28 protein-coding genes are annotated in these 24,238 nt (G+C 69.7%); 16 read left to right on the top strand and 12 right to left on the bottom strand.

What is annotated here, in order from left to right; genetic code table 11:
• The first annotated feature begins 60 nt into the window (after positions 1-60).
• Positions 61-789 (top strand): MerR family transcriptional regulator, encoded by a 729-nt coding sequence (locus ABT061_RS37250; protein ID WP_350927005.1) that lies wholly within the window; start codon positions 61-63, stop codon positions 787-789.
• Between the two features lie 190 nt (positions 790-979).
• On the opposite strand, the gene ABT061_RS37245 is transcribed toward ABT061_RS37250, so the two are convergent.
• The gene (locus tag ABT061_RS37245) at positions 980-1,387 is read right to left on the bottom strand and encodes a RidA family protein (protein ID WP_350927003.1); all 408 of its coding nucleotides are present in this window, start codon (positions 1,385-1,387) and stop codon (positions 980-982) included.
• A gap of 77 nt (positions 1,388-1,464) precedes the next feature.
• Here ABT061_RS37245 and ABT061_RS37240 point away from each other — a divergent pair, with 77 nt between their 5' ends.
• Complete coding sequence (locus ABT061_RS37240; RefSeq protein WP_350927001.1) at positions 1,465-2,124, top strand: TetR/AcrR family transcriptional regulator; 660 nt, start codon at positions 1,465-1,467, stop codon at positions 2,122-2,124.
• A 51-nt stretch (positions 2,125-2,175) separates the two neighbouring features.
• On the opposite strand, the gene ABT061_RS37235 is transcribed toward ABT061_RS37240, so the two are convergent.
• From ABT061_RS37235 to ABT061_RS37225, 3 genes are all read right to left on the bottom strand, one after another.
• Positions 2,176-2,376, bottom strand: a complete 201-nt coding sequence (locus tag ABT061_RS37235; RefSeq protein WP_350926999.1) for a hypothetical protein — start codon at positions 2,374-2,376, stop codon at positions 2,176-2,178.
• 106 nt (positions 2,377-2,482) lie between these two features.
• Complete coding sequence (locus ABT061_RS37230; protein WP_350926997.1) at positions 2,483-3,151, bottom strand: response regulator; 669 nt, start codon at positions 3,149-3,151, stop codon at positions 2,483-2,485.
• The gene (locus tag ABT061_RS37225; protein WP_350926995.1) at positions 3,148-4,335 is read right to left on the bottom strand and encodes a sensor histidine kinase; all 1,188 of its coding nucleotides are present in this window, start codon (positions 4,333-4,335) and stop codon (positions 3,148-3,150) included. Before ABT061_RS37225 ends, ABT061_RS37230 begins: the two co-directional genes overlap by 4 nt.
• Before the next feature lie 134 nt (positions 4,336-4,469).
• Between ABT061_RS37225 and ABT061_RS37220 the strand changes: the two genes are divergently transcribed.
• The 4 genes from ABT061_RS37220 to ABT061_RS37205 all read left to right on the top strand — a co-directional run bounded on the left by ABT061_RS37220 (position 4,470) and on the right by ABT061_RS37205 (position 7,943).
• Positions 4,470-5,435: an alpha/beta hydrolase gene (locus ABT061_RS37220; RefSeq protein WP_350926993.1), complete on the top strand. Its 966-nt coding sequence runs from the start codon at positions 4,470-4,472 to the stop codon at positions 5,433-5,435.
• Positions 5,428-6,576: an acyltransferase family protein gene (locus ABT061_RS37215; RefSeq protein ID WP_350926991.1), complete on the top strand. Its 1,149-nt coding sequence runs from the start codon at positions 5,428-5,430 to the stop codon at positions 6,574-6,576. Before ABT061_RS37220 ends, ABT061_RS37215 begins: the two co-directional genes overlap by 8 nt.
• Positions 6,577-6,780: 204 nt before the next feature.
• Positions 6,781-7,332, top strand: a complete 552-nt coding sequence (locus ABT061_RS37210; protein WP_350926989.1) for a YciI family protein — start codon at positions 6,781-6,783, stop codon at positions 7,330-7,332.
• Positions 7,329-7,943 (top strand): class I SAM-dependent methyltransferase, encoded by a 615-nt coding sequence (locus tag ABT061_RS37205; protein ID WP_350926987.1) that lies wholly within the window; start codon positions 7,329-7,331, stop codon positions 7,941-7,943. Before ABT061_RS37210 ends, ABT061_RS37205 begins: the two co-directional genes overlap by 4 nt.
• 303 nt (positions 7,944-8,246) lie before the next feature.
• Here the strand turns inward: ABT061_RS37205 and ABT061_RS37200 are convergent, their stop codons facing one another.
• On the bottom strand, positions 8,247-8,849 hold the full coding sequence (locus ABT061_RS37200) for a CGNR zinc finger domain-containing protein (RefSeq protein ID WP_350926985.1): 603 nt from the start codon (positions 8,847-8,849) through the stop codon (positions 8,247-8,249).
• Between the two features lie 67 nt (positions 8,850-8,916).
• Here ABT061_RS37200 and ABT061_RS37195 point away from each other — a divergent pair, with 67 nt between their 5' ends.
• Positions 8,917-9,306, top strand: a complete 390-nt coding sequence (locus ABT061_RS37195; protein ID WP_350926983.1) for a RidA family protein — start codon at positions 8,917-8,919, stop codon at positions 9,304-9,306.
• Positions 9,307-9,434: 128 nt separating this feature from the next.
• A complete protein-coding gene (locus ABT061_RS37190; protein ID WP_350926981.1) occupies positions 9,435-9,659 on the top strand; it encodes a Tn3 family transposase in 225 nt (74 codons plus the stop codon).
• On the opposite strand, the gene ABT061_RS37185 is transcribed toward ABT061_RS37190, so the two are convergent.
• Positions 9,597-10,259, bottom strand: a complete 663-nt coding sequence (locus tag ABT061_RS37185; protein ID WP_350926979.1) for a response regulator — start codon at positions 10,257-10,259, stop codon at positions 9,597-9,599. The genes ABT061_RS37190 and ABT061_RS37185 overlap by 63 nt on opposite strands.
• Positions 10,256-11,434: a sensor histidine kinase gene (locus tag ABT061_RS37180; RefSeq protein WP_350926977.1), complete on the bottom strand. Its 1,179-nt coding sequence runs from the start codon at positions 11,432-11,434 to the stop codon at positions 10,256-10,258. The genes ABT061_RS37185 and ABT061_RS37180 overlap by 4 nt, the downstream gene beginning before the upstream one ends.
• 163 nt (positions 11,435-11,597) lie before the next feature.
• Between ABT061_RS37180 and ABT061_RS37175 the strand changes: the two genes are divergently transcribed.
• Positions 11,598-12,812, top strand: a complete 1,215-nt coding sequence (locus tag ABT061_RS37175) for an alpha/beta hydrolase family protein (protein ID WP_350926975.1) — start codon at positions 11,598-11,600, stop codon at positions 12,810-12,812.
• Between the two features lie 252 nt (positions 12,813-13,064).
• On the opposite strand, the gene ABT061_RS37170 is transcribed toward ABT061_RS37175, so the two are convergent.
• Positions 13,065-13,580 (bottom strand): DUF4396 domain-containing protein, encoded by a 516-nt coding sequence (locus ABT061_RS37170; RefSeq protein ID WP_350926973.1) that lies wholly within the window; start codon positions 13,578-13,580, stop codon positions 13,065-13,067.
• 62 nt (positions 13,581-13,642) lie between these two features.
• Positions 13,643-13,972 carry a DUF305 domain-containing protein gene (locus ABT061_RS37165; protein ID WP_350926971.1) on the bottom strand — a complete coding sequence of 110 codons (330 nt, stop codon included), beginning with the start codon at positions 13,970-13,972 and terminating at the stop codon, positions 13,643-13,645.
• Between the two features lie 265 nt (positions 13,973-14,237).
• On the opposite strand from ABT061_RS37165, the gene ABT061_RS37160 reads away from it, so the two are divergent.
• The 6 genes from ABT061_RS37160 to ABT061_RS37135 all read left to right on the top strand — a co-directional run bounded on the left by ABT061_RS37160 (position 14,238) and on the right by ABT061_RS37135 (position 20,064).
• The gene (locus ABT061_RS37160; RefSeq protein WP_350926969.1) at positions 14,238-14,519 is read left to right on the top strand and encodes a heavy-metal-associated domain-containing protein; all 282 of its coding nucleotides are present in this window, start codon (positions 14,238-14,240) and stop codon (positions 14,517-14,519) included.
• Between the two features lie 142 nt (positions 14,520-14,661).
• Positions 14,662-16,092, top strand: a complete 1,431-nt coding sequence (locus tag ABT061_RS37155) for an MFS transporter (RefSeq protein ID WP_350926967.1) — start codon at positions 14,662-14,664, stop codon at positions 16,090-16,092.
• Between the two features lie 131 nt (positions 16,093-16,223).
• The gene (locus tag ABT061_RS37150) at positions 16,224-16,505 is read left to right on the top strand and encodes a metal-sensitive transcriptional regulator (protein ID WP_350926965.1); all 282 of its coding nucleotides are present in this window, start codon (positions 16,224-16,226) and stop codon (positions 16,503-16,505) included.
• Positions 16,506-16,563: 58 nt separating this feature from the next.
• Entirely contained in the window at positions 16,564-16,779 is a 216-nt protein-coding gene (locus ABT061_RS37145; protein WP_350926963.1) for a heavy-metal-associated domain-containing protein, read from the top strand.
• The gene (locus ABT061_RS37140) at positions 16,776-17,783 is read left to right on the top strand and encodes a DUF8832 domain-containing protein (protein ID WP_350926961.1); all 1,008 of its coding nucleotides are present in this window, start codon (positions 16,776-16,778) and stop codon (positions 17,781-17,783) included. Before ABT061_RS37145 ends, ABT061_RS37140 begins: the two co-directional genes overlap by 4 nt.
• A gap of 31 nt (positions 17,784-17,814) precedes the next feature.
• Entirely contained in the window at positions 17,815-20,064 is a 2,250-nt protein-coding gene (locus ABT061_RS37135) for a heavy metal translocating P-type ATPase (protein WP_350926959.1), read from the top strand.
• Positions 20,065-20,371: 307 nt separating this feature from the next.
• Here the strand turns inward: ABT061_RS37135 and ABT061_RS37130 are convergent, their stop codons facing one another.
• Entirely contained in the window at positions 20,372-21,124 is a 753-nt protein-coding gene (locus tag ABT061_RS37130; RefSeq protein ID WP_350926957.1) for an SDR family NAD(P)-dependent oxidoreductase, read from the bottom strand.
• A gap of 470 nt (positions 21,125-21,594) precedes the next feature.
• Between ABT061_RS37130 and ABT061_RS37125 the strand changes: the two genes are divergently transcribed.
• On the top strand, positions 21,595-21,987 hold the full coding sequence (locus ABT061_RS37125; protein WP_350926955.1) for a hypothetical protein: 393 nt from the start codon (positions 21,595-21,597) through the stop codon (positions 21,985-21,987).
• 283 nt (positions 21,988-22,270) lie between these two features.
• On the opposite strand, the gene ABT061_RS37120 is transcribed toward ABT061_RS37125, so the two are convergent.
• Both ABT061_RS37120 and ABT061_RS37115 read right to left on the bottom strand, forming a co-directional pair.
• Entirely contained in the window at positions 22,271-23,188 is a 918-nt protein-coding gene (locus ABT061_RS37120; RefSeq protein WP_350926953.1) for an aldo/keto reductase, read from the bottom strand.
• Positions 23,185-24,237: a glycoside hydrolase family 113 protein gene (locus tag ABT061_RS37115; protein WP_350926951.1), complete on the bottom strand. Its 1,053-nt coding sequence runs from the start codon at positions 24,235-24,237 to the stop codon at positions 23,185-23,187. The genes ABT061_RS37120 and ABT061_RS37115 overlap by 4 nt, the downstream gene beginning before the upstream one ends.
• Position 24,238 lies beyond the last annotated feature (1 nt).

The raw sequence follows: 24,238 nt of genomic DNA, 5'->3' as shown, positions 1-24,238 counted from the left end.
ATGGAGACTTTGGGGCTGAGGGTAAGGGGCTTCAGGGTGTCAGGTCTCAAATCACGGGACATGCGTACCGTCGATGTCGCGCGGCGCGCCGGGTGCTCCGTCCAACAGGTGCGCAATCTCGAACGCGACGGTGTGCTGCCGCCGGCGACGCGCACGGCTACGGGCTACCGGATCTATGGAGAGATACATCTACAGTCCGCGTTGGCCTACCGAGCCCTCGCGGCAGGCGCGGGCCCGACTGAGGCCAAGAAGATCGTTCGGGCCGTCCACCAGCTCCCCACCTCGCAGGTGCTTGCCCTTCTCGACGCGGCGCACGCCCGGCTCGACGCGGAGCGCACGGAACTGAGGCAGGCCAAGGAGGCCGCCCGGGCGATCTCCAGCGAGCCGATCGAAGACGTACGCGCATCGGACTCGATGGGTGTCTCCGAACTCGCCGCCGCCCTCGGCGTGCGCCCTTCGACGTTGCGGCACTGGGATGCCGAGGATCTTGTCGTCCCTGACCGCGACCCCGCGCGAGGAACGCGACGCTACACCCCCAACCAAGTACAGGATGCGCGGATCGTTCACCAACTGCGCAGGGCCGGTTACCGTATCGCCCCCCTTCGGGCCCTCATGCCGGAGCTACGGCGCGCCCGCCGATTGGAGGATGTCGCCTCCGCGCTGGCTGCCAGAGACGCCGGCATCGCGGCTCGCTCCAAAGCCCTCCTCGACGGTGCCGCCGCACTCAGTGCTGTGCTCTCGCTCGCCACCTCGGCACCCCGCGACCCTGCCGACGCGAAACCCGCGTAGGTGGGGTGTCGTCAAGAAACGTCTCACCAGCCGCAAATGAGAGAGAACAGGAGCGGCACGTATCTCCGCGGCTGCACCGATCCCGAGATCTCCTCAAGCGCCACAGCGACGTGCTCTACACAGGGAACGCCCTGGCCCTGGGGCGAGATGACCTGTATAGGCGCTCGGGAACCCCGAACTTGTTTCTTATTCAGCTGATGACCGCGGTGGCCTCGACCTCGACCAGGAGGTCGGGCTCGGCCAGTGCGGCGACGCCCACCCCGGTGAGCGGCGGGAGCGGGGTGACGCCCAGCTTCGCGGAGGCCCGGGTGACTCCCTCCACAAACAGGGGCATCTTGTCGGGGGTCCAGTCGACGAGGTAGACGGTCAGTTTCGCCACGTCGTCGAAGGAGCCGCCGACCTCGGCCAGGGCGGTGGCGATGTTGAGGTAGCACTGCTCGACCTGGGCGGCGAGGTCTCCTTCGCCGACTCTGTTCCCGTCGGCATCGCGGGCGACCTGGCCGGCGATGAACACCAGCTTCGATCCGGTGGCGACCGACACCTGCCGGTAGATGTCGACCTTCGGCAGCCCTTCGGGGTTCACCAGGGTGATGGCCATGTTGACTCCTTGTCGTGAGAGCCCGTGGGCTCGGGATTCCGAAACTATAGCAGTGCAATGCTATGTATTCTGGTGCCATGGCGAGGACGAAGGACCCAGCGGTCCGCACTCTGCTCATCGAGCGGGCCGCACACATGCTCCGCACCCGCGAGCCCATCACCCTGCGCTCACTGGTGGCCGGGACCTGCGTATCGACGATGGCCGTCTACACCTACTTCGGCGGCATGGACGGCATGTGGAAGGCGCTGCGGCAGGAAGGCTTCACCCGCCTGGCGGCCAAGTTCTCGACGGTGACCACGTCCGAGGATCCGGTTCGGGACCTGACCGCCCTGGTCGCCGCCTACCTCGGCAACGCCCTGGAGCACCCCGACCTGTACCGGGTCATGTTCGACGCGAACTTCGACCTCGAAGACCTCAAGGCCGCGGACGCAACCTTGGAGTATCTGGTCCAAGCCGCCCGACGGGCCAGGGACGCCGACCGCTTCCGCGCCGACACCGACCCGCTGGAACTGGCGATCCAGAGCTGGGCCATCGGCCATGGGCTGGTCTCCCTGGTCGCCAACGGCCCTCTGCCCCGCCGGACGCTTGACCACGGCGCCCCCATGCTGACCGCACTGTTCGTCGGCGCAGGAGATCAGCCCGACGGATGTCGCGCCTCGGTCGAGCAGGGCTGGAAGCAACTGCCCCCACCCGGCCAGGAGCCGGGGGCCGGGCAGGAACGCAACGGTGAGTCCTGACACCTCCCTCCCCGCATCGGAGCTGTCCGATGCTCGAACGGGAAACAGGAATCAGTTGCCCGCGAACTGTTCGATCACCGAGTTGAGCGGGGTCTCCGGCTTGGTGGAGTAGTCCACGTGGTCTTCGTCGATGATCTGCTCGGCGGGTGGGGCCGTGACCGTGACCTTGGAGCCCCAGCCGGTGTAGCGGGTGTCGCTCGCGTAGTCGTCGACCAGGTCGTCGAGCGCGCCGTCGGTCACCAGGCGGGTCACCAGCCCCTTGCCCCCCAGAGCCGCCAGGTGATTTTCACCCGTTCCCCCATGCGGTCCGGCCCGAAGAAGGCCGTCTCGCGGAAGGAGCGGGAGGCGGTCGTTTCGATCACTTCGACGGTGACGCCAGGCCCGCCTCGTAGGCGAGGATCACGAGCTGGACCCGGTCACGCGCGTCGAGCTTGGTCAGCAGCCGGCCCACGTACGCCTTGACGGTGGCAACGCTGATGACCAGTTCGGCGGCTATTTCCGTATTGGTCAAGCCGCGCGCGATCAGAGTGAGAACCTCGCGTTCGCGCTCCGTGACGCTCTCCAGCTCCCGCGGTGCGGGACCGGGGGCGGGACCGGGGGCGGGGCGGTCGGCGAACGTCTCGATCAGCCGCCGGGTGACGCCCGGTGCGATCAGGGCATCGCCCGCGGCCACGACCCGGATCGCGGTGAGGATATCGTCCAGGGCCATGTCCTTGACGAGGAATCCGGAGGCACCGGCGCGCAGCGCACCGTAGACGTGGTCATCCTCGTCGAAGGTGGTCAAGACGATGACCTGGGCCTGGCCGGGGCCTTTGGTGATCAGCCGGGTGGCCTCGATGCCGTCCATGCCGGGCATGCGGATGTCCATCACGACGACGTCGGGACGCAGTTCCTCGGCCAGGCGCACGGCTTCGTGCCCGTTGGCGGCCTCGCCCACGAGTTCCAGGTCGGGGGCGTCGGTGATGATCATCTGCAGGGCGGCGCGGATCAGCGGCTGGTCGTCGGCCAGGACGATGTGGACCGTCATCGCACTGCCGCCGGCAGGGGCAGGCGGGCCGTCACCCGGAAGCCGCCCTCGGGACGCGGTCCGGCGGAGAAGCTTCCCCGCAGCATGCTGACTCGCTCCCGCATCCCGACCAGGCCGTAACCGCCCTCTGCCTTGTGGAAGCCTCGCCCGCCGTCGAGGACCTCGACGGCCAGCTCGTCGTCCCGGTACTCCACCGACACCCGACACCGGCTCGCGCCGGCGTGGCGGACGACGTTGGTGATCGCCTCCTGGATGACGCGGTAGGCGGAGACGTCGACCTCGGGCGGCAGCGGACGGCGTTCGCCCAACCAGAGCACCTCGACGTGGACGCCGGCGTCGGTCGTCCTCGCCGCAAGCTCGTCGAGGTCCGCCAGGCCGGGGGCCGGATCGAGCGGCCGGCTCTGCTCGACGTGACGGAGCGCGCCGAGCATGCGGCGCAATCCGGACAGCGTCTCCCGTCCGACCGTCTCGATCTCGCCGAGCGCCTGGCCCGCCCGCTGCGGCTGAGTGTCGATGACCCGCCGGGCGGCGCCGGCCTGCAGGGCGATGACGCCGATGCTGTGGGCGACCGTGTCGTGCAGCTCACGCGAGATGCGCAGCCGTTCGTCGGTGACAGCCTGGGCGGTGGCCGTGGCGACCAGCGTCTCGGCGTGCTCGCGAGCCTGGCGTACCGAATGGCCGACCAGCCAGGCGATGACCGCCGTCATGGCCACCGCCAGCTCCGCCGAGGTGCCGACGATCCAGCCGAACAGCAGCCGGGTCGTCAGATAGCCGGCGAGCACGGTGAGGGCACCGAGCAGGGCGATGACACCGGTCCGGCGCGTGCGCTCGGCCGCGATGAAGTACAGCGCGACATCGACCGCCAGGAACTGCGCCAAGGGGATCTCGGCCACACCCAGCGGAACACACGCGACGACCGCGGCGGCGAGCAGCAGTCCCAGGGCCGGCAACGGCCGCCGGCGCAGCAAGGCTCCGGCCAGGTGCGCCAGCGCGGTGGCCACCGCCAGGAATGTCAACCCATCCCATTGATAGAAGAAGGAACCGGCCAGCTTGGCGGGCCCGGACTCGCCGGGGAGCCTGATCCGGACGAGGAACGTGAACACCAGACCCATCCACCAGGCGAGGACCGTCCATGCGCCGGTTGGTACCCGCTTCAACAACGGCAAGGGCGGTGTTACGTGCATACCCAGGATCGTAACGACGCGTCCGGAACCCCGTCATCGGACCATGGGTGTAGGACCGTGGTCTACCGGTACCGCCACGAATGCCGACGGCGGTTCGATGTGGCGGCGGTATCGCCTGCGGCACCGTTGGCCGGGTGATCAACGCCAACGTGCCCCGCCTGCGCCGTACCCTGCTGGCCGCGTCCATCGCCGCCGCGGTGGCGATGCCGGTGACTGGTGCGATCTCCCCCGCGGCCGTCCCCGCGCCGGTGCCCGCCACCGCGGCCCCGCTGCGGGCCGCGACCCCCGCGGCCCTGGCCGCACGGTATGCCGCCAGCCGGGACGACATCCTGGCCGCCGAACGGACGGCCGCCGACCACGGTGACCGATGGCGAGCCCGGATGCTGCGGGACATGGCCGATCCCGCGCGCCGGTTTCTGTCCTTCGACGGCCGTGACGGCGGTCGTGCCGCCGAGGTCTTCGGCGACCTGGCGACGGCCGAGCGCATCGCCGTGCTGGTCCCCGGCGGCGACACCCATCTGGACAAGTACGGGCTCCTGCGCGGTGGCGCACTCAGGTTGCACCAGGCGCTCGGCGGCCGGTCCGCGGTCATCGCCTGGCTCGGCTACCGGACTCCCAACACGGTGAGCCTCGCAGCGCTCACCGCCGGCCGCGCTGACGAGGGCGCAGCCGCGTTGCGCCCGTTCGTACGGGATCTGGCCGCGCTCAAATCCGCCGCCCGCGTCTCCCTGGTGTGCCGCTCCTATGGCAGCGTGGTCTGCGGCCGGGCCGCCCCCGGCCTGGACGTCGCCGGCATCGTCCTAATCGGCAGTCCCGGCGTCACCGCCGACGACGTCAGCGCGTTGCGTACCCGGGCGACCGTCTGGGCCGGCCGGGGCGGTCGCGACTGGATCGCCCACGTGCCGCACGTCCAACTCCGTCTGCCCTTCGCGACCCTCGGCTTCGGTACCGATCCGATCTCCCCACGTTTCGGGACCCGCGTCTTCGCCGCTGGTGACGGCGGCCACAGCGACTATCTCAACGCCGGCTCCCTGTCGCTGCGGAACGTCGCTCGGATCGTCTCCGGGCAGGACCCTGTCGAGGCGGGCAGCCGTGCATGATCTTATCCAGCGCCTTGATGCGTCGACGCCGGCCGACCGTGACCGGGCCGTCGATGCGCTACGCGCGCTGGCCATCGGCGGCGTGGTGCTCGGCCACTGGCTGGTGACCGCGCTGGTCGCCGACAGCGGCACCGTGCGCGTCGCCAGCCCGCTGCGGCACATGCCCTACCTGGCCCCCGCGTCGTGGATCTTCCAGACGATGGCGATCTTCTTCCTCGTGGGCGGGCAGATGGCCGCCCGGAGCCATGCCTCCGCCCGCGCCCGCAACACCACCTACGGGCGCTGGCTGGGCACCCGGATGGCCCGCCTGCTCCGCCCGGTCGCCGCCGTGACGGCGGTCTGGATCCTGGTGGCGGCCTCGATGCTCGCCCTCGGAGCCGAGGTCGCGACCGTGAACACGCTGGCCAAACTGGTGTGGTCGCCGCTGTGGTTCCTGCTGGTCTTCGCCGCTCTGACGGCGGCGACCCCACTGGCCGCCCGGCTGCACCCGGGGTGGCCGCTGGCCATCGTCGCACTCGTCGACCTGGTCCGGTTCGGCGCAGGGGGACCCGCCTGGATCGGCTGGGTCAACGTGGCGGCGGGCTGGCTGGTGCCGTACTGCCTGGGCGCTGCCTGGGCCCGCGACCACCTGCACGGTCGTACGACCGGGTGGGCGTTGCTGCTCGGCGGCACCGCCGCTACCGCCGCGCTCGTCCTGTGGGCCGGTTACCCGGCCTCCATGGTGGGGGTGCCGGGCGCCCGGATCTCAAACCAGTCTCCCCCCACCCTCGCGGCCGTCGCCTTCGGCCTCGCCCAGTGCGGGGCGGCGCTACTGCTGCTCGGCCCGCTGCGCCGGACGCTGTCGCGGCCCGCCGCCTGGGCATTCGTGGCGCTGGCGAACCTGTCGGCGATGACGATCTTCCTCTGGCACCAGACCGCCATGATCGCGGTCACCGCGCTCGGCCTGCTCGCCGGCCGGGCCCTGCCCGGCCTGCACACCGTCCCGGACAGTCCAGCCTGGATGTTCGCCCGGCTGGCCTGGCTGCCCGCGTTCGCGGTGGCCCTGCTGACGTGCTGGGCCGCGTTCCACGCCCATGAACATCGGCGGCACGAAGAACCCGGCTACCGCACGACCACACCCGAGCAGCCGCAGCCACGCTGATCGTCGTCTCTCCGGGCATCGCGTAGTGACCGGCGATGTCCCGAACCCGATCCACTTGGCGAAGGCGTCGCGGGACTCGACCATGTTGGTGGCACGGGTGATGTTCTCCCGCAGCGCGCCGTCGGAGATCGGGGTTGAGGAACCTGCGGGCCGTTGTGTTTCCGGGACGACTTGTGCGAAGTGATCTGCTGGCAGGTGAAGACTATGGGCATGGAGTTCTTCTGCTACCACCGCGACCGGCCCGGCTCCGTAGCGCTGCGCGACGAGCTACTGGAAGAGCATTGGTCCTATATGGACCGGTATGCGAAGGAGATGATCGCCCGGGGCCCGACCCTCGCCGGCGACACCCCCACCGGCAGCGTGCACATCGTCGACCTGCCCGATCCCGTCGCCGCCCGCGCGTTCGCCTTCGACGAGCCGAACTACCAGGCCGGCGTGTACCGGGACGTGCTGCTGCGACGGTGGCGCAACACGCTGGGGCGCACCATGTGGGACTTCCCCGGCGGCCGGACCGGCGGCTACCGGTACCTGGTGCTCGGCCTCGGCACGGGGCAGGCCGCCGACCTCGCCGTGCCGCCCGACCGGGACGCGCTGATCGCCTACGGGCCGTTGTCGTCCGACGACGGCGCCACCTGGCTGGGCACGGCGGCGCTGGTCCGGGCGCCGGACCCGGACACGGCACGCGCCATCCTGACCCCGGACCGGTACGCCGACATCGAGGTGCACAACTGGCAGTTCGGCGGGCGGCCATCATGACCCGAGGGCGTCCAGGTAGTGACGGCAGGCGATGGAACCACAACATCCATTACCACCCCCGCATCCTCCGCGCGGTCCCCGATGGCGCCCAGCGCGCCCTCGACGTCGGCTGCGGCGAGGGCATGCTCGCCCGTGAACTGCGGCGGGCCGTGCCGCACGTCACCGGCATCGACCTCGACGCGCCCAGCATCGACCAGGCCCGCGAGCACCCGGACGACGTCGACTACATCCTCGGCGACCTCCTCACCCATCCCTTCGAGCCCGCCTCGTTCGACGTCGTCGCATCCGTGGCCACCTTGCACCACATGGACGCCGCCACCGGATTGGCCCGCATGCGCGACCTGCTGCGCCCCGGCGGCGTCCTGGCCATCGTCGGCCTCGCCCGCAGCACCATGCCCAACGACCTGCCGCGCGACCTGGCCGGCGTCGCCGTCGGTACCTTCCACCGCGCCAGGAAGGGCCACTGGGAGCATCCGTCCCCCATGGTGTGGCCGCCGCCGGTGACCTACCCGCAGATGCGAGCGCTGGCCGCCGAGATCCTGCCCGGCTCCCGGTACCGCCGTCACCTGCTGTTGCGCTACAGCATCACCTGGCGCAAACCGCAGGACTGAGCGGGGCCGGCCGGCCAGGCCCTGCGCGACCCCGCAGGCAGCGAGCCGCCGCAGCCGGCACAGGAACGGACCGCCGAACTACGGCTCACACACCCCATTCTCCCGCAACGTCGCAGACCGCACCTTGCTCGCGGCGGTCCGGACGCCCAGCGCCGCACGGCCTGAACTGAGAACTCAAGGTCCGAAACGGGCGTAGGCGTTCGCCGGGCACCTCCGGCCCGCCGCCACGAGGCCATCGATCGGCCCCATGGGAAGTCAGTGGGAACGGGCACGTACGAGCTGGGACAACAGCTTGCGGCTGCGTCACGGGTTCATGGCCCGCCGGGCGCGGAGAGCCCGGAGCTTGTGGCGGTTGCCGCAGCGCTCCATCGCGCACCAGCGCCGAGCGCCGGGGCGGGACGAGTCGACGAACACCAGCGGGCAGTCGTCGCTCGCGCACTCGCGGATGCGCCCGGAGAGCGGCCCGGACAGCAGCTCGATCATCTCCCGCGCCAGCGTCGACAGCGCTTGCGTTGCCCGCACCGGCGACGCCCACCCCGCGGTCGTGCCGCCGGCGGCGAGCTCGGGGACCAGCGGCGCCGCGGCCGCGGCCCGGTTGATGGCCGCGACCGCCCCGGTGGGGAGGGGGCGACGCGCCGCCCTGGCGTGCGCCGCGTCCCAGATCGCCTGGCGGAGGGCCTTGGCCGCGGTCAGCTCGCGAGCCGTCACGGGGACCGTCATGACCGCGGCCAGCGGCGGCTGGGCCAGCCATTCACCTAGGTCGGCGGGCTCGTGGAGGGTCTCGAACACCGCGTACCGGCCCTCGCCGCCCGTGTGGGCGAAGTCCAGGCAGACGGCACCGGCATCGAACCAGAACGACCCTCCCTTGGGGTCGTGCAGCGTCCGTCCGGTTGTACTCACTCGCATGAAACCACTATAACTGGTGTCGAAACGAAACCTCTTTTACTGGTTTCATCGTCAAGGGAGGCAACGCATGGGTGTACGGCATATCAACCCCGAGGGGCTTCATCGCAGCCCGGCGTTCAGCCAGGCCGTCGTGGTCGAACAGCCGACGAAGACGATCTACGTCGGCGGGCAGAACGGCGTCGACGCCGACGGTAAGGTCGTCGGTCCCACGGTCGGGGAGCAGAGCAGCCAGGCGTTGCGCAACCTCGCGACCATCCTGGAGAGCGAGGGGGCGAGCCTGGCGAACATCGTGCACTGGTCCATCGCCGTGGTGGACGGCCACGCGTTGAACGAGGGTTTTGCCGCCTTCCAGCAGGCGTGGAACCCGGCCGACCCACCCCCGGCCATCACGGTCCACGTCGTCGCCGGTCTGGGCCCCGGGTTCCTCGTCGAGATCGACGCCGTCGCCGTCGTGTGACGCCCCCGGGAGCGGGACCATCCACCGGTCGTCGGGGTGACCCGGTTTTGATGCTGGGTGCGACCCGGCAGCGACGACCAGGTGGAGGTCACCCGTCATCATGCGCGCCCTGGACCCGGAGGTGATGGATGCCGTGGCGCCTCACCCTGCTCACCAACGCCGCGATCACCTGGACCACCGAGCACTACGGCAAGGCGATCGGCGAGCTCCGCGCCCAGGGCCGCGACGTCCCCGACGAGCTGCTGTCGTTCATCGCCCCCGGCCATCGGAGCGGGCCCCGCACAGGCTGGTCAACCCGGCTGGATGAGGCGGGACTCGTAGGCGAAAACCACGGCCTGCACCCGGTCGCGTAGCTGGAGTTTGTCCAGGATTCTGCCCAAGTGGGTCTTCACGGTTGCTTCGGCCAGGTGCAGGGCCGCAGCGATCTCCGCGTTGGACAGGCCGCGGCCTACCTGGATGAGCACCTGGCGTTCGCGGGTGGTCAGGCGGGCGAGTCGTTCGTCCTGACCGGGACCGCCGCCGTTGAGCAGTTGCGGGGCGAAGTTCTCCAGCAGGCGGCGGGTGATCCTCGGGGACACCACCGCGTCGCCGCCGGCGATGCTGCGGATGGCGGCCAGCAGATCGTCCGGGCGGGAGTTCTTCAGCAGGAAGCCGGACGCGCCTGCCTTGAGGCCCGCGAAGGCGTATTCGTCCAGGTCGAAGGTGGTCAGAATGAGCACTCGGGTCTGCGGGCAGTCACGGACAATCCGGCGGGTGGCCTCAATGCCGTCGGTGCCCGGCATCCGAACGTCCATGAGGACGACGTCGGGGTGGAGTTGACGTGCCAGGCGTTCGGCCTGGGCGCCGTCGGCGGCCTCACCTACCACCGACATGTCGGGCTGGATCTCGAGAACCATCGTGAAGGCCATGCGCAGCAACGACTCGTCATCGGCGAGCAGGATTCGAATCGTCACGCCGCGCTCCCGCCTCGCGAGCCTTCCTGGAGCATCCCCTGGTGGGGTGCGGTGAGATCCAGCCGAGCCGATACCTGCCAGCCTCCTGCCGGGAACGGACCTGCCCAGAAGGTCCCGCCGTAGGCGGCCACCCGGTCGCGCATGCCTTTGATGCCGTGCCCGCCGCCGATGGTTGCCGGGGTGGTGCCGTTGTTGGTGACCTCCAGGGTGACGGCCTCGGGCGAGACCTCGACCCGGACCTCGGCACGGGTTCCGGGCGAGGTGTGTTTGAGCGCGTTGGTCAGGGCTTCCTGGACCAGGCGGTAGACGGTGAGCTGGGCGGCGGCCGGGATCTGGGCGGCGTCGCCGTACACCTGGAGGCTGGTTGCGAGCCCGGCGGCTCGCAGCCGGTCGACCAGGGCCGGTAGCTGGGCGAGACCGGGCGTTGGGTGCCGCCGCAGGTCGTCGGCCGCCCGCGATCCCGTCCCATCGGCAGCATCCGGCTCGTGGTCATTGGCGTGCAGGGCGAGGCTACGGCGCATGTCGGCCAAGGCCTGGCGGCCGGTTTCCGCTATCTGGCCGATGGCGGCGGCCGCCTTGTCCGGGGCGCTGGCGCGGACGTAGTGGGCGCTGTCAGCGAGAGCGATCATGACGGAGAGGTTATGGGTGACGATGTCGTGCATGTCGCGTGCCATCCGAGCCCGGTCCTCGGCGACCGCGAGCCGGGCCCGCTGGTCGCGGTCGCGTTCCAGCGCGGCGAGGTAGGCACGCCTGGTCCGCATGCTCGTGCCGGTGACGGCCGCGGCGGCAGTCATCGCCGTCAACGCCACCACCGACAGGAGGAACCGCCCCTCTGGCGCCCACCGTGCCGAGGCCAGCACCGCCCCGGCCTCGACCACCGCCGCGGCCGCGAGCGTGCGCCGCCACGTCGCGTGCGTGCCGACGCTGTACAGGGCCACCAGCAGCGCCACGTCGGCGGGCAGTTGCACACCGGCCAGCCACTGAAGGCCTGCCACCGCTGCGATCAACGCGAACACCGTCAGCGGGGCGCGCCGCCGCCACACCAGGGGCAGCACAAGGCCGGCCTGGAGGAGCACAACCTCAAGACCGCCCCGCAGAACCTGGCCGGGGCCAAGGGTGACGAGGAAGATCGCGGCGGCCAGCAGGGCGTCGAGCATCCAGGGCCGGCCGTTCATACCGCCACACTAAGCGACCTACCGGCCCGAATTCTCTCCTCCTGCGGGAGGAGGGTCAGCCCGAAGTCGTATGGCCGGATCAGCTCCCTGCCGCTCGTGCGGGCCGGAAGACCGCTGGAAGGCTCCTGAACCGCGATTACGCATCGAGAACGGAGCCGACCACATGCCGACCACCACATTCACGCGCCGCCGCGTGGCCATCGCCTCGCTCGCCCTCGCGACCACCGCCGCCATCCCGTTGACAGCCCACCCCGCCAACGCCTTCTCCGGCAGCGGCGCGACGATCGCCGAGGCAGCCACCAGGCTCGCCGTTTCCTCCGCCCCTGCCACCAGGTTGACGTTGCCTGCCCCCACGGGGCGGTATTCGATCGGCACTCGTGCGTTGCGGCTGGTGGACTCGTCGCGGCGGGATCCGCTGGTGAAGGCGCGGCCGTATCGGGAGCTGATGGTGAGCCTCTGGTATCCGGCCGGCCCCTCCGATCGTCCTTTGGCACCGCACATGTCACAGATGGCGGCGGCCGACTGGGACCGGCATTCGGCACCCGCGATGGGAATCAAACAGGGCAGCATGGACTGGGCTGCCACGACGACCCACGCCCGGGAAGGGGCGCCGGTCGACCGAAAGGCCGGGCCGCTGCCGGTGGTACTGTTCGCGCCGGGGGACGGTGGACCGCGGACCCTCGGCACGGTGCTCGTAGAGGAGCTGGCCAGCCGTGGCTACCTGGTGGTCACCGTGGATCACACCTACGAGGCCGATCAGGTCGAGTTCCCCGGAGGGAGGGTCGAGCGGGCCGTCCCGCTGCCGTCGAAGCTGACGCCGAACGTCATCGCGAAGCTGCTCAGAAAGCATGCCAAGATCCGCCTGGCGGATATGAGGTTCGTACTCGACCGCCTCGACAAGATCGCCGGACTGCGCGGTGTCATGGACCTCTCGAAGATCGGGATGCTCGGCCAGTCCATCGGCGGATCCGTGGCCGCCCAGCTCGCCCACGACGACCCTCGCATCGACGCGGGCGTCAACCTCGACGGCTCCTACGTGGGGCCCATAGCACGGACAGGGGTGGGCAGGCCGTTCCTGCAGTTCGCCGCCCAGGCGCACACCCGGGCAGGCGACCGTACCTGGAAGTCCTTCTGGAACGCCTCCAGCGGGTGGAAGCGCGAGCTGAGACTGGCCGGCGCGGCGCATGGATCGTTCACCGACCTGCAGGTCATGCTGCCCCAGGTCAAGGATCTCGTCGGCACGATCGATCCGGCACGGTCGGTGGCAGCGCAGCGTGCCTACATCACCGCCTTCTTCGACCTGCATCTCAAGGGGCAGGCCACACACCTGTTCGACATGCCGGACCAGCGCTATCCCGAGATCACGCTGGTTTCCTGACCACCGGCCGCCGCGGACGAGCGAGGGCGAGTCGCCGACCGCGGTGGTGGAGCTGCGGGCGCCATCATCGGCACCCGCAGCTCCGACGTCCCCCATCCCGACACCCTCGAAGGGTTCCTGCCGCCCCTCCCCCACGCCCGCGCCCTCATCGCTCCCGGCCGCCTCACCTCTCCCTCGCCCTGGCCGCCACCGCCGCCACCCCCGGACTCGGCGAACGCGGCCAGGATAAGGTCACGCCGCGGACCTGATACGTCAGCGGTGGTAGGCGTGGACGACTGCATGCCCACGGCCCTTGGCGATCAGCCAGCGGTTGACCGGCACGGTCAGCACGAAGGCCAGCGCCAGGGAGAAGGTCAGGGCTGCCCAGAACAGGACGCTGGCCAGACCGGCGTCCATGGCGCCAGGCACGGTGAGCATCACGGTGTTGTCGATGATCTCCATGACCGCGATGGAGACGGTGTCGGCGGCCAGGGCGACCTTCAGTGCCTGGCGCATGTCCAGGCCCGCCTTCAGGACGCCGCGCATGGTGAGGGCGTAGCCGAAGACGAAGGCGAGCGTGATCGACAGCGCGACGGTGGCGCCCGCGTGCAGTCCCACCGCGGTCCCGATGATCATTCCGAGGACCTCGCCGATGGCGCAGCCGGTCAGGCAGTGCAGTGTCGCCTGGGCGGCGGTGCGCCAGGAGGAGCCGCCGTGCGCTCCCGCGTGTCCGGCGTGGCCGTTTCCGGTCGGGCTGTGCGTGCTGTGGTCGTGGGTCGAGTGGTCCATGGCCTGTCATATCCCTTTCGATCGTGGGCCCGTCTGATGACGCCCACGCCGGAAATATACCCCTAGGGGGTATCAATTGCCAAGAGGGAGCACTGCCGGGACACCGGGGACGCGCGAACGACGCGGCCCGGCACCGGGCCAGGACAGGGGGGCCTAGCGCCGAGCGGGGCGTTCATCTGGTCGATCTCCTCGCCCTGCGAGGCGGCGATGACCTCAGCCCCGCACAGGTCCTTGACAGGGACGTAGGAGCCGGCGGTCTTCTTGGTTTCGGCCATCGCGGCCGTGTCCCGATGGCGGGCGGCCGTCATCTGCAGGAACGCGGCGTCGAAGGCCTTGCCGGAGGCTTCCACCGGCAGCAGTCGCGTGCCCGCCGGCCGAGGGGGACGGCGCACTGCGGCAGGTGCCTCATGAGTCCCAGTCCCTGCGCCTGGCGGACAGCCCGGGTGCCCCGCTCCCGGCAATGTCTGGGCCGTTGAGCACCCCCTCCGCGGACTTGGTGATCACAGTGCTGTGCACGTCCGGACCATCTGGGGGCGGTTCGCCGCAATCCACCTCATCCGTGAAATCGGATTCCTCTACCGGAATTAAACCCCTAGGGGGTATGTTAAGGTCACACATCGAGGTACCCCACCGGGGTACAAGCGAGAGGAGAACCTCATGTGCACGGCATGTGCGTGCGGCACCGCGACCTCCACCTCCGCGCAGGTGGAGACCGGCGGCGGAACCGCCTACCAGGTCAGCGGGATGACCTGCGGACACTGTGTCTCCTCAGTCTCCGCTGAGATAGGCAAGGTCGGCGGCGTCACCGGCGTCCAGGTCGACCTGGCCAGCGGCGCGGTCACCGTCAGCGGAGCCGGCTTCTCTGACGAGGAGATCCGCGCGGCGGTGGAGCAGGCAGGTTACGCCCTGGTCGAGACCTCGCCTGTCAGCGCCTCCTAGAGGAACGTCACCTGAGCAGACAGATGGTGGGCGTGCATTGGCGTGCACGCCCACCTGCGGGGCCGGTCCGAGTCGAATCACACCCAACCCCCTATGACACATCCTGCCACCCGGCGGGGATGTGCGGAATCAGGAGTGCGGCATGAACGCCGTCAATCCACGCAGGTGGCAAGCACTCATCGTGCTCGCCGCCGCGCAGTTCATGGTCATCATGGACACCTCCATCATCGGTGTCGCCCTGCCCGACATGCAGCGTGACCTCGGCTTCTCCCAGGGCAGCCTGCAGTGGGTCTTCAACGCCTACGTCATCGCCTTCGGCGGTCTGCTGCTGCTCGGCGGCCGGCTGTCGGACCTGTTCGGCGCCCGCAAGGTCTTCACCACCGGCTGGATCATCCTGATCGCCGGCTCCATCGTCGCCGCGGCGGCGGGTAACGCCTGGGTGGAGATTCTCGGCCGCGGCGTCCAAGGGGTCGGCGGCGCGCTCATCGCCCCGGCCTCGATGACCCTGCTCATGATGCTCTTCGGACACAATCCGCGCGAGCTGGGCAAGGCCATGGCCCTGTACGGCGCCGCCGCCCCGGCCGGCGGCACCGCCGGCGTGTTCCTCGGCGGCGTCATCACCGAGTATCTGAGCTGGCCGTGGGTCTTCATCGTTTACGTGCCGATCGGCCTGGCCACCCTGGCCGCGGTCCCGGCTCTACTGCCTGCCGTCCAGGGCAAGCGCGGTTCGGTCGACGTGCTGGGCGCCATCGCGGTCACCGCGGGCATCGCCCTGGCCGTCTACGCCATCGTGCGCGCTCCCGAGCAGGGCTGGAGCTCGGCTGCGACGCTGCTGGAGTTGGCCGGAGCCGTCGCACTGCTGATCGTGTTCCTGGTCATCCAGCGCACCGTCCGCGAGCCCCTCATGCCGCTGGGCATCTGGCGCACCCCCGGCCTGGCCACCGCGAACCTGGCGATGGCGCTGCTCGGCGCCGCCTGGATCCCGATGTGGTACTTCCTCAATCTCTACCTGCAGCAGGTTCTCGGCTACGGCGCCTTCGCCAGCGGCGCGGCGCTACTGCCGATGACCATCGCCATCATGATCTTCATGATCGGCATCACCGCCCGACTGCTCGGCCGGTTCGGTGCCAAGCCGCTCATCGCCGGTGGCCTGCTCGTCCTGGCCGCCGGGGTGGCGGGCCTGTCTCTGGTCCGTCCGGACGGGGCGTTCATCTCCGACGTGCTGCCCGCCTCGCTGATCGCCGCAGTCGGCATGTCCCTGGCCTACATCCCCGCGATGATGACAGCCATGTCCGGGGTGCGGCCACAGGAGAGCGGGCTGGCCTCCGGCATCGTCAACACCACCTACCAGGTCGGCTCGGCTCTGGGCCTGGCCGTCATGACCGCGATCGCCACCTCCCAGGGCGCCGCTGAGCTGGGGAATCTGCCCAGGCTCACCGACGGATTCCAAGGCGCCTTCATCGGCGCCGGGACCGTGGCCGCCATAGGGGCCGTGCTCACCCTGCTGCTCATGCGCAAGGCCAAGCCGACGCCCACCGACACCGACGCGCAGCGAGAAGCGGCGCGCGCCTGACACGGTTCGGGGGCGTGCCCCGGCACGCCCCCTTCCGCTCTCCCCACGGTGCATCCGATTCACCAACCACCCGGAATACCATAGGGGGGTATAGTGTTAGAAGAGATGTAAAGCTGAACACAGGGGGACAAATGCATGGATACGCCGACACCAAGCAGGATCACCTGCGGCGGCTGCGCCGGATCGAAGGTCAGGCCCGCGGGCTGCAGCGGATGGTCGAGGAAGACAAGTACTGCATCGACATCCTCACCCAGGTCTCAGCGGCCAACCGGGCCCTGCAGTCCTTCGCCCTATCCCTGCTGGAAGAGCACCTGGCGCACTGCGTGGCCGAAGCCACCGCCAAGGGCGGGCCCGAGGCCGAAGCCAAGATCAAGGAAGCCTCCGACGCCATCGCCCGCCTTGTCCGCTCCTGACCCCACCCATAACCATCCTGATCAGCACACGGATCCACGCATGAAGAGGAGGGCCGGCATGGCCACCACCAGCACCTACACCGTCAAGGGTATGACCTGCGACCACTGCGTCAGCTCGGTCACCGAAGAAGTCACCGAGGTCCCGGGCGTCACCGGTGTCACCGTGGACCTGGCCACCGGCCTGGTCACCGTAGACAGCGACGGCCCCATCGACGACGCCATGATCACGGCCGCTGTCGAAGAAGCCGGATACGAAGTGGTGGCTCCGTCATGAACACACCCGTCAAGCTCGGCGCCTACGCCCTGGGGCTCGTTGTGATCTTCGGTGGAGCTCTTGGAGCCGGCACCGCGGTGGGCTCCACCGGAACGCCGCCCGCCGCCAACGGCCACCAGACCCATACGCCCCTACCCCCGAACCAGACGGCCGACGGTCATGGAGCTCACGCACAGCCGACTCCCAGCCAGGCAGTGACCGCGGCATCCATCCCAGGAGGGCTTCAAGTGTCCCAGGACGGCTACACCCTGACCCTCGAGACGACGACCGTCACGCCCGGCGAGCCGGCGGACCTCCGGTTCACCGTGACCGGCCCCGACGGTCACCCGGTCACCGGTTACCAGACGCTGCATGACAAGAAGCTGCACTTCATTGTGGTCTCCCGCGATCTGGGCGGCTTCCAGCATTTGCACCCCGAGCTGACCGGCGACGGCGTGTGGTCGGTGAAGCTGACACTGCCCGAAGCGGGCGCCTACCGGGTGTTCGCCGACTTCGCCCCCGAGGGTGGCACCGGCCTGACCCTTGGTGCCGACCTGCACGCGGACGGCGTCTACAAGCCCAAGGCGCTGCCGGCGGCCAACCGTACGTCCAAGGTCGACGGCTACATCGTAGAGCTCGACGGGGCACTCACCCCGGGTGCCTCCAGCAAGCTCACTTTGAAGGTGAGCAAGGACGGCCGCCCGGTCACCGATTTGCAGCCCTACCTGGGTGCCTACGGTCACCTGGTCGCCCTGCGCGCCGGAGACCTGGCCTACCTGCACGTGCACCCCGACGGAGAGCCGGGCGACGGCAAAACGCCCTCCGGCCCGGAGATCACCTTTTACGCCGAGGTACCCAGCCGGGGCGACTACCGGCTGTTCCTGGACTTCCAGCACGAGGGAGCCGTGCGCACCGCCGCCTTCACCGCCCGCGCCGGTGAACTCCCCACGCCGGCCACCACCTCAAGCCCGACGCCGACGGCCATCCCATCGGCGTCCGCCTCCCACGGCGATCACAACCACTGACCTCTGGCATGACGAGCGAAAGGAGCAGGTGATGTCTCCCCTCACCGACGACAGACCGCAAGGCACGGTCGAACTCTCGATCGGTGGCATGACCTGCGCGTCCTGCGCCAACCGGATCGAGCGCAAGCTCAACAAGCTCGACGGCGTCACCGCGACCGTCAACTACGCCACCGAGAAGGCCAAGGTCACCTTCGGCGAAGGCGTCGATCCGCAAGATCTCATCGCCGAAGTCGAGAAGAGCGGCTACACCGCCGCGCTTCCTGTGAAGCCGGACAGCGGCACACAGCAGGACGGATCACAGACCGACCCGGCCGATGAACTTCGGCCGCTGCGCCAGCGGCTGGTCACCGCGGTGGTGCTCGCCGTGCCGGTGATCGCGATGGCGATGATCCCGGCGCTGCAGTTCACCAACTGGCAGTGGCTGTCGCTCGTCCTGGCCGCACCGGTCGTGGCCTACGCGGGCTGGCCCTTCCACCGGGCGGCCTGGACCAACCTGCGCCACGGCGCCGCCACCATGGACACCCTGGTCTCGCTCGGCACCATCGCCGCGCTCGGCTGGTCGTTGTGGGCGCTGTTCTTCGGCAGCGCGGGTACCCCGGGTATGACTCACCCGTTCGCGTTCACGATCGAGCGCACCGACGGCTCGGGCAACATCTACCTCGAGGCGGCCGCGGGCGTGACCGCGTTCATCCTGGCGGGGCGCTACTTCGAGGCCCGCTCCAAGCGCCGCGCCGGCGCCGCGCTGCGGGCCCTGCTGGAACTGGGGGCCAAGGACGTCGCGGTGCTACGCGATGGCAAGGAGGTCCGCATCCCCTCCGATCAGCTCAAGGTCGGGGACCGGTTCGTGGTCCGGCCCGGCGAGAAGATCGCCACCGACGGCGTGATCGAGGAGGGCTCCTCCGCCATCGACGCCTCCATGCTCACCGGCGAGTCGGTGCCGGTCGAGGTGGGTCCCGGCGAGACGGTGACCGGCGCCACCGTCAACGCCGGTGGCCGCCTGCTCATCCGCGCCACCCGCATCGGCGCAGACACCCAGCTCGCCCAGATGGCCAAACTGGTCGAGGATGCCCAGACGGGCAAGGCTGCCGTGCAGCGGCTGGCCGACCGCATCTCCGGGATCTTCGTCCCGATCGTGATCGCGCTGGCCGTCGGCACGCTCGGCTACTGGCTCGGCACCGGCGACGGTGCCGGTGCGGCCTTCACCGCCGCGGTCGCCGTGCTGATCATCGCCTGCCCCTGCGCCCTGGGCCTGGCCACCCCGACCGCGTTGCTGGTCGGCACCGGTCGCGGAGCCCAGCTCGGCATCCTGATCAAGGGTCCCGAGGTCCTGGAATCCACCAGGAAGATCGACACTGTCGTGCTCGACAAGACCGGCACCGTCACCGAAGGCAAGATGACCCTCACCGACGTCCACCTCGCCGACGGCGAGGACGCCACCGAGGTGCTGCGCCTGGCCGGCGCCCTGGAGCACGCCTCCGAGCACCCCATCGCCCAGGCCGTCGCCCGGGGCGCCGCCGAACGCGTGGGCGAGTTGCCCGTTGCCGAGGACTTCGCCAACCTCGAAGGCCTCGGCGTCCAAGGCATCGTCGACGGGCACGCCGTGCTGGTGGGCCGCCCCGCACTGCTCGCCGAGTGGTCACAGCACCTGCCGGTGGAACTGGAACGGAAACTGCAGGCGGCTCAGGCGGCGGGCCGTACCGCGGTCGCGGCCGGCTGGGATGGGAAGGCCCGCGCGGTGCTGGTGGTGGCCGACACGGTCAAGCCGACCTCGGCCGAGGCCATCCGCGATCTCCGAGCGCTGGGACTGAGGCCGGTGCTGCTCACCGGCGACAACGAGACCGTGGCCCGGTCGGTGGCCGCCGAGGTCGGCATCGACGAGGTGATCGCCGAGGTGCTGCCCGCCGACAAGGTCGACGTCGTCAAGCGCCTGCAGGCCGAGGGCAGGTCGGTGGCCATGGTGGGCGACGGCGTCAACGACGCCGCGGCACTGGCTCAGGCCGACCTGGGCCTGGCCATGGGCACCGGCACCGACGCCGCCATCGAGGCCTCCGACCTCACCCTGGTCCGCGGCGACCTGCGGGTGGCCGCCGACGCCATCCGGCTGTCGCGCCGCACGCTGCGCACCATCAAGGGCAACCTGTTCTGGGCCTTCGCCTACAACGTGGCCGCCCTGCCGCTGGCCGCACTCGGCCTGCTCAACCCCATGATCGCCGGAGCCGCGATGGCGTTCTCCTCGGTCTTCGTGGTCGGCAACAGCCTGCGCCTGCGCAGCTTTAAGTAAGACCAACCTCATCTGAGACCGCTCGGCTTCGAGCGGACATCGTGATGGCCTCCGGCATTGCGCCGGAGGCCATCACGCCATTTTCCGGAAACCAGACCCGTGCGGACAGTCGCTGGCCCGAATCTCGGTGACTCCGGCAGCAGAGTTCGGTTCAGCGCCCAGCGGGCCTGGATCCCCTCGAAAGTTGAGCCGTCCTCACCGGCGTCGAGCAACTCCCGCACCATCGGCAGCGTGACGTGGCACGGGTGCCCTTGGCCCTCACCCGCGCCCTGCCAGGTCCAGGTTCAGATCCTCCAGCCGCACAGGTCTAGATGGACCGGTGCATGCCCCCGTCGACGGTGAAGGTCTCTCCGGTGATGTAACCTGCCGGCCCCGAGGCGAGGAACACGATGAGCGCGGCCGCTTCCTCGGCAGTCCCGAACCGACCGGCGGGGATCAGTTTGCGGGCGAACTCCTCCCGGGCCTCCTGCGTGGGAAAGTGGGTGCGGAGTTGCTCGCTGTCGATTCGCCCCGGCGCCACGCAGTTCACGGTGACCTTCTGCGATGCGACCGTACGCGAGAACCCCTTGGCCCAGAGAATGCACGCCGCGACCGCCGCCTGAGCCGCCGACACCGCGACGGGCTCAAGGATGCCGACGAGATTCACGACACGCCCCTGGCCGCCTGCCGCCATAAGGGGCAGAAATTCCTGGGCCAACCGCCGCTTGGAGTGGAAGTTGAGTTCGAACTGACTCTGCCACAGCGCCTCGTCGAGGTCGGCGCCCGCAGGTTCGGCGCGCCCGGCGTTGTTGATCAGGATGTCGAGTAGGCCAAGGCGTTCCTCCACTTGCCGCCTCAACCGTACCGCCGCGCTCGGGTCGGTAAGGTCGGCTGCCAGACAGAGGGGTCGCGGGTGGCCCTCGGCCGCGATCTCCTCCGCGAGTTCCTCAAGAAGGTCAAGCCGTCGCGCGACCAGAACGACCTGTGCTCCTTCAGCGGCCAACATGCGCGACGTCGCCATGCCGATACCGGCGCTCGCACCTGTTACCAGGGCGCACCGCCCTGAGAGCCCAAGATCCATCTTCTCTCCTACGCGTCAGTGCCGGCGTCCGACGGCACGCGGAAATCGGTACGGGCGCCGCAACACTAGGTCCACGATCGCAAGCATGTCAAGCAATCGCTTGATTTACTCCGGCCCCCTCGATGCCGGGCCGGTCAACCGGCGGTGATAGGGATCCCGGCGGTACTGACCTGTGCCAGCGCGAGCCGGGGAGTTCCGTTGCGGACGGCATGGGTCTGCCCACGCAGGGATTGCCGGTGTCCCGGCAGGGGCCCCGGTAGCAACGGGGCAGAATCCAACGAACCCGGCCCTGAACTGCGGTGATGTGGTGTTGCGTGCCGAGAGGGAAGGGACTGTCCGCCCTGGTTGTCGGCGCTGAGGGGATGATTCGCGGGTCAGCGAGGTTATAGGGGCGGTGTACTCGGCGCGGGCCTGTTCGAGGGTGTCGGGGTAGCGCTGGGTCTTCGCCGTCTGGGCGCCTGCATTTCCACATGTTCGGTGCCTTCGATGACTTCCTGCGCGAGCTCATCGGCGAGAGCACCGTCGGCCGGGACTTCCTGTGCAGCAGGGGTTTCTCGGGTGCCGGTGGGTGCGACGCGCCGCAGGAGCAGAAGCGCGAGCACAAGCAGCGCTGCAGCCGGCCCGCCGCTGATGATCGCGGCGGCGTGCAGTCCGGAGGCGAAAGCGTTGCGCACGGTTGCAGCCATCGCCTCGCCGAACTCGCCGGGGAGGCGTTCGGCGATGGCCGGCCGAGATTGCCAGCCGCCTCCCTCACCACGTCTGCGGGCGCGCCTGCCGGGGAGGCGGCCTGCACGTGGTCGCGGTACCCGGCTGCCATCACGCTGCCGGTGGCGGCGATGCCGAAGGCAAGACCGAGCTCGTAGGCGGTCTGCCCGGCTCTGGTTGCGGGCACCGTTGGCGGCCATCGCCCGCCGCCGGGCGGCGGCGTCCGGGTGGAAGCCGGGACCGTTCCTCCTTCGTCTGCGTCGGTAGCAACCGAGTGCAACCAGCGCTCGGTCCACGCCGCCGACGCCCGGGCGCGCCCGGGGCGCCGCCGAACTCACTGAAGGCCGATGACGCGCTCGCTGGAGTTCAGGTGGCGCTCGACAAAGACCACAAGATCAACGCGGTTTGGGGCTCATAACGTGATTCTTACCGGCACCCCTCCTACCTCGCGCTGAGGCGGTCCCGCAGTGCGTCGTACACGTCCATCGGGAGTGGACCCTTCTGGGCGGCTGCGACGTTGGCCCGCACGTGCGTTACCTGGGTCGAGCCGACGATCAGCGAGTGCAGATCCTGGTGAGTGAGGATGAAGCGGAGCAGGAGTTCCATCGTCGAGGCGCCGTCCGCCAGATCGTCCAGGTTGGCGGCGGCGAGTCGCGCATGGCGGTCGGCGAGCGGCCGGCGTATCGGCTCCGGTATGGCCTCGGGCGGAGCCATGAGCGGGCGGGCGATTGAGCCGTGCGCGATCGTCCCCGCGCCGGCTGCCGCGGCGGCGCTGATGAGTTCCTCGTGGGAGCGGTCGAGCGCCGAGTAGGGGAGGAGGAAGACGTCGAACGCCCCGATCGCGATGTGCTCCGGAAGGTTGGGCAGATTCCCCGACATGCCGGTGAAGCGGATCGCGCCTTGGTCCTGAAGGGCCTGCATCTCGGCGATGGTGTCCTCGGCCTGCATCTCGGCGACGCTCGGGCTCATGTGCACCATCAAGATGTCAAGGTGGTCGGTGCGCATCCGGCGCAGGCTCTGCTCGACGCACGCGCGGACGTTCGCCTTGGTGTAGACGTGCGGCGGAACCGCCCACGGGTCACCGTCCGCGGCGAGTGGGCAGCCGCACTTGCTGGTGAGGACGAACTCGTCGCGCCGGTGGGAGATCCAGCGGCCGATGTGCTCCTCGGCGTCGCCGTAGTCCGGTGAGGTGTCGATGAGGTTCACTCCCGAGTCGAGGACCGTGTTCAATACCGTGCGGGCCTGATCGTCGCTTATCGGGTTGCCCCACGCCTGTGGCCCGCGCATCTCCATCGCTCCGTAGCCGAGGCGGCTCGCCTGCAACCCGGTCCTTCCGAGCTTCGCGGTTGGCAGCGTCACGTCATCGTCCTCTCTTCGGTCCCGGCCGTCCTGGCGCGTCCGTATTCGGCCAGGGCGTGGAAGGCGGCCTTGGGTTCCCACGGCAGCCCCGGATAGGTCGTCCCTGTGCGGCCGTGCTCCAGGATCTTGACGATGCCGAAGCTGGCGGTGTCGAAGTCCCGTTCGGGCTCGGAGGCCGTCGGCAGGTCCCGGCGGGCGAACGTGTTGACGAATGCCGTGTCCGTGCCCTCCTCGTGGTAGATGTCGAGGAGCTCGCGCACGTATTCGGCTTGTTCTTCTTCGTCCCGCATGACGGCTGTGGTCAGGCGGGCGGGGCGGGCGCGTTCGTCCCATTCGACGATGGAGTCGCCGCGTCCGCCCAGAGCGGCGGCTCCGCGGTGGGTGGCGCAGCCGAACTCGGTGACGGCGAACGGCTTGCTCTGCGAGGTCTGCGCGCGGAGGCTCTCACGGAAACCGTGCGCGGTGGCCGCGTCGCGGTATCCGGCGTCGGTGGCGATCATGTCGAACGGAGCCCAGTCCACACCTTCGAAGGGCAGGGAGGCGTAGCTGACCGGGCCGCCGAACCGTTCGCGCACCGCGGCGACGGCTCGGGTGAGGAAGGCGTTGACGCGGGCGGGCACTTCGGGGAGCGCGGCGCGCAGCCGCGCGGGCTCGGCCATCATGCCAAGCCGCTCCTCCAAGCTGTCTCCGGGCAGAAATCCGCTGGTGAGCAAGCTGATCTCGGAACCGGTGAGGAATACGACGCGAGTCCCTGCCTGGCGCAGGCGTTCGGCCCGTTCGGCACCGTCGACGATGAATGTCATCAGCTCGTCTTGGGTGAGGCCGTTGGTGAACGGCGAGTACCAGACCTCCAGGCCCGCGCGGGCGGCGTGGTGTGCGGCGGTCTCAAGGCGGTCCAGGTCTCCTCCGGTGATGCGGACCGCGTCGCAGTGCAGTTCGTCGCGGATGATCTGCATTTCGCGGCGCACCGTGTCCGGGTCGAAGGGCTCGTGGGTGGTGGTTCCGGCAGATGGGAAGCCGGTGTCGTAGGTGACACCGTAGGCACGCATC

The sequence above is a fragment of the Streptosporangium sp. NPDC002544 genome (assembly GCF_040295965.1).
In the GTDB taxonomy this organism is placed as follows: domain Bacteria; phylum Actinomycetota; class Actinomycetes; order Streptosporangiales; family Streptosporangiaceae; genus Streptosporangium.
Note: the sequence above shows the minus strand (reverse complement) of the source record. Positions and strands in the feature narration are given on the sequence as shown.

Excerpts from the sequence above, each read along its gene's own strand:
- ABT061_RS37240 (WP_350927001.1), top strand. The coding sequence starts at position 1,465 with ATGGCGAGGACGAAGGACCCAGCGGTCCGCACTCTGCTCATCGAGCGG.
- ABT061_RS37200 (WP_350926985.1), bottom strand. The coding sequence starts at position 8,849 with ATGCGAGTGAGTACAACCGGACGGACGCTGCACGACCCCAAGGGAGGG.
- ABT061_RS37135 (WP_350926959.1), top strand. The coding sequence starts at position 17,815 with ATGTCTCCCCTCACCGACGACAGACCGCAAGGCACGGTCGAACTCTCG.
- ABT061_RS37175 (WP_350926975.1), top strand. The coding sequence starts at position 11,598 with ATGCCGACCACCACATTCACGCGCCGCCGCGTGGCCATCGCCTCGCTC.
- ABT061_RS37245 (WP_350927003.1), bottom strand. The coding sequence starts at position 1,387 with ATGGCCATCACCCTGGTGAACCCCGAAGGGCTGCCGAAGGTCGACATC.
- ABT061_RS37125 (WP_350926955.1), top strand. The coding sequence starts at position 21,595 with ATGTTCGGTGCCTTCGATGACTTCCTGCGCGAGCTCATCGGCGAGAGC.
- ABT061_RS37210 (WP_350926989.1), top strand. The coding sequence starts at position 6,781 with ATGGGCATGGAGTTCTTCTGCTACCACCGCGACCGGCCCGGCTCCGTA.
- ABT061_RS37225 (WP_350926995.1), bottom strand. The coding sequence starts at position 4,335 with ATGCACGTAACACCGCCCTTGCCGTTGTTGAAGCGGGTACCAACCGGC.
- ABT061_RS37160 (WP_350926969.1), top strand. The coding sequence starts at position 14,238 with ATGTGCACGGCATGTGCGTGCGGCACCGCGACCTCCACCTCCGCGCAG.
- ABT061_RS37140 (WP_350926961.1), top strand. The coding sequence starts at position 16,776 with ATGAACACACCCGTCAAGCTCGGCGCCTACGCCCTGGGGCTCGTTGTG.
- ABT061_RS37145 (WP_350926963.1), top strand. The coding sequence starts at position 16,564 with ATGGCCACCACCAGCACCTACACCGTCAAGGGTATGACCTGCGACCAC.
- ABT061_RS37180 (WP_350926977.1), bottom strand. The coding sequence starts at position 11,434 with ATGAACGGCCGGCCCTGGATGCTCGACGCCCTGCTGGCCGCCGCGATC.
- ABT061_RS37130 (WP_350926957.1), bottom strand. The coding sequence starts at position 21,124 with ATGGATCTTGGGCTCTCAGGGCGGTGCGCCCTGGTAACAGGTGCGAGC.
- ABT061_RS37150 (WP_350926965.1), top strand. The coding sequence starts at position 16,224 with ATGCATGGATACGCCGACACCAAGCAGGATCACCTGCGGCGGCTGCGC.
- ABT061_RS37115 (WP_350926951.1), bottom strand. The coding sequence starts at position 24,237 with ATGCGTGCCTACGGTGTCACCTACGACACCGGCTTCCCATCTGCCGGA.
- ABT061_RS37190 (WP_350926981.1), top strand. The coding sequence starts at position 9,435 with ATGCCGTGGCGCCTCACCCTGCTCACCAACGCCGCGATCACCTGGACC.
- ABT061_RS37170 (WP_350926973.1), bottom strand. The coding sequence starts at position 13,580 with ATGGACCACTCGACCCACGACCACAGCACGCACAGCCCGACCGGAAAC.
- ABT061_RS37230 (WP_350926997.1), bottom strand. The coding sequence starts at position 3,151 with ATGACGGTCCACATCGTCCTGGCCGACGACCAGCCGCTGATCCGCGCC.
- ABT061_RS37155 (WP_350926967.1), top strand. The coding sequence starts at position 14,662 with ATGAACGCCGTCAATCCACGCAGGTGGCAAGCACTCATCGTGCTCGCC.
- ABT061_RS37195 (WP_350926983.1), top strand. The coding sequence starts at position 8,917 with ATGGGTGTACGGCATATCAACCCCGAGGGGCTTCATCGCAGCCCGGCG.
- ABT061_RS37205 (WP_350926987.1), top strand. The coding sequence starts at position 7,329 with ATGACCCGAGGGCGTCCAGGTAGTGACGGCAGGCGATGGAACCACAAC.
- ABT061_RS37250 (WP_350927005.1), top strand. The coding sequence starts at position 61 with ATGCGTACCGTCGATGTCGCGCGGCGCGCCGGGTGCTCCGTCCAACAG.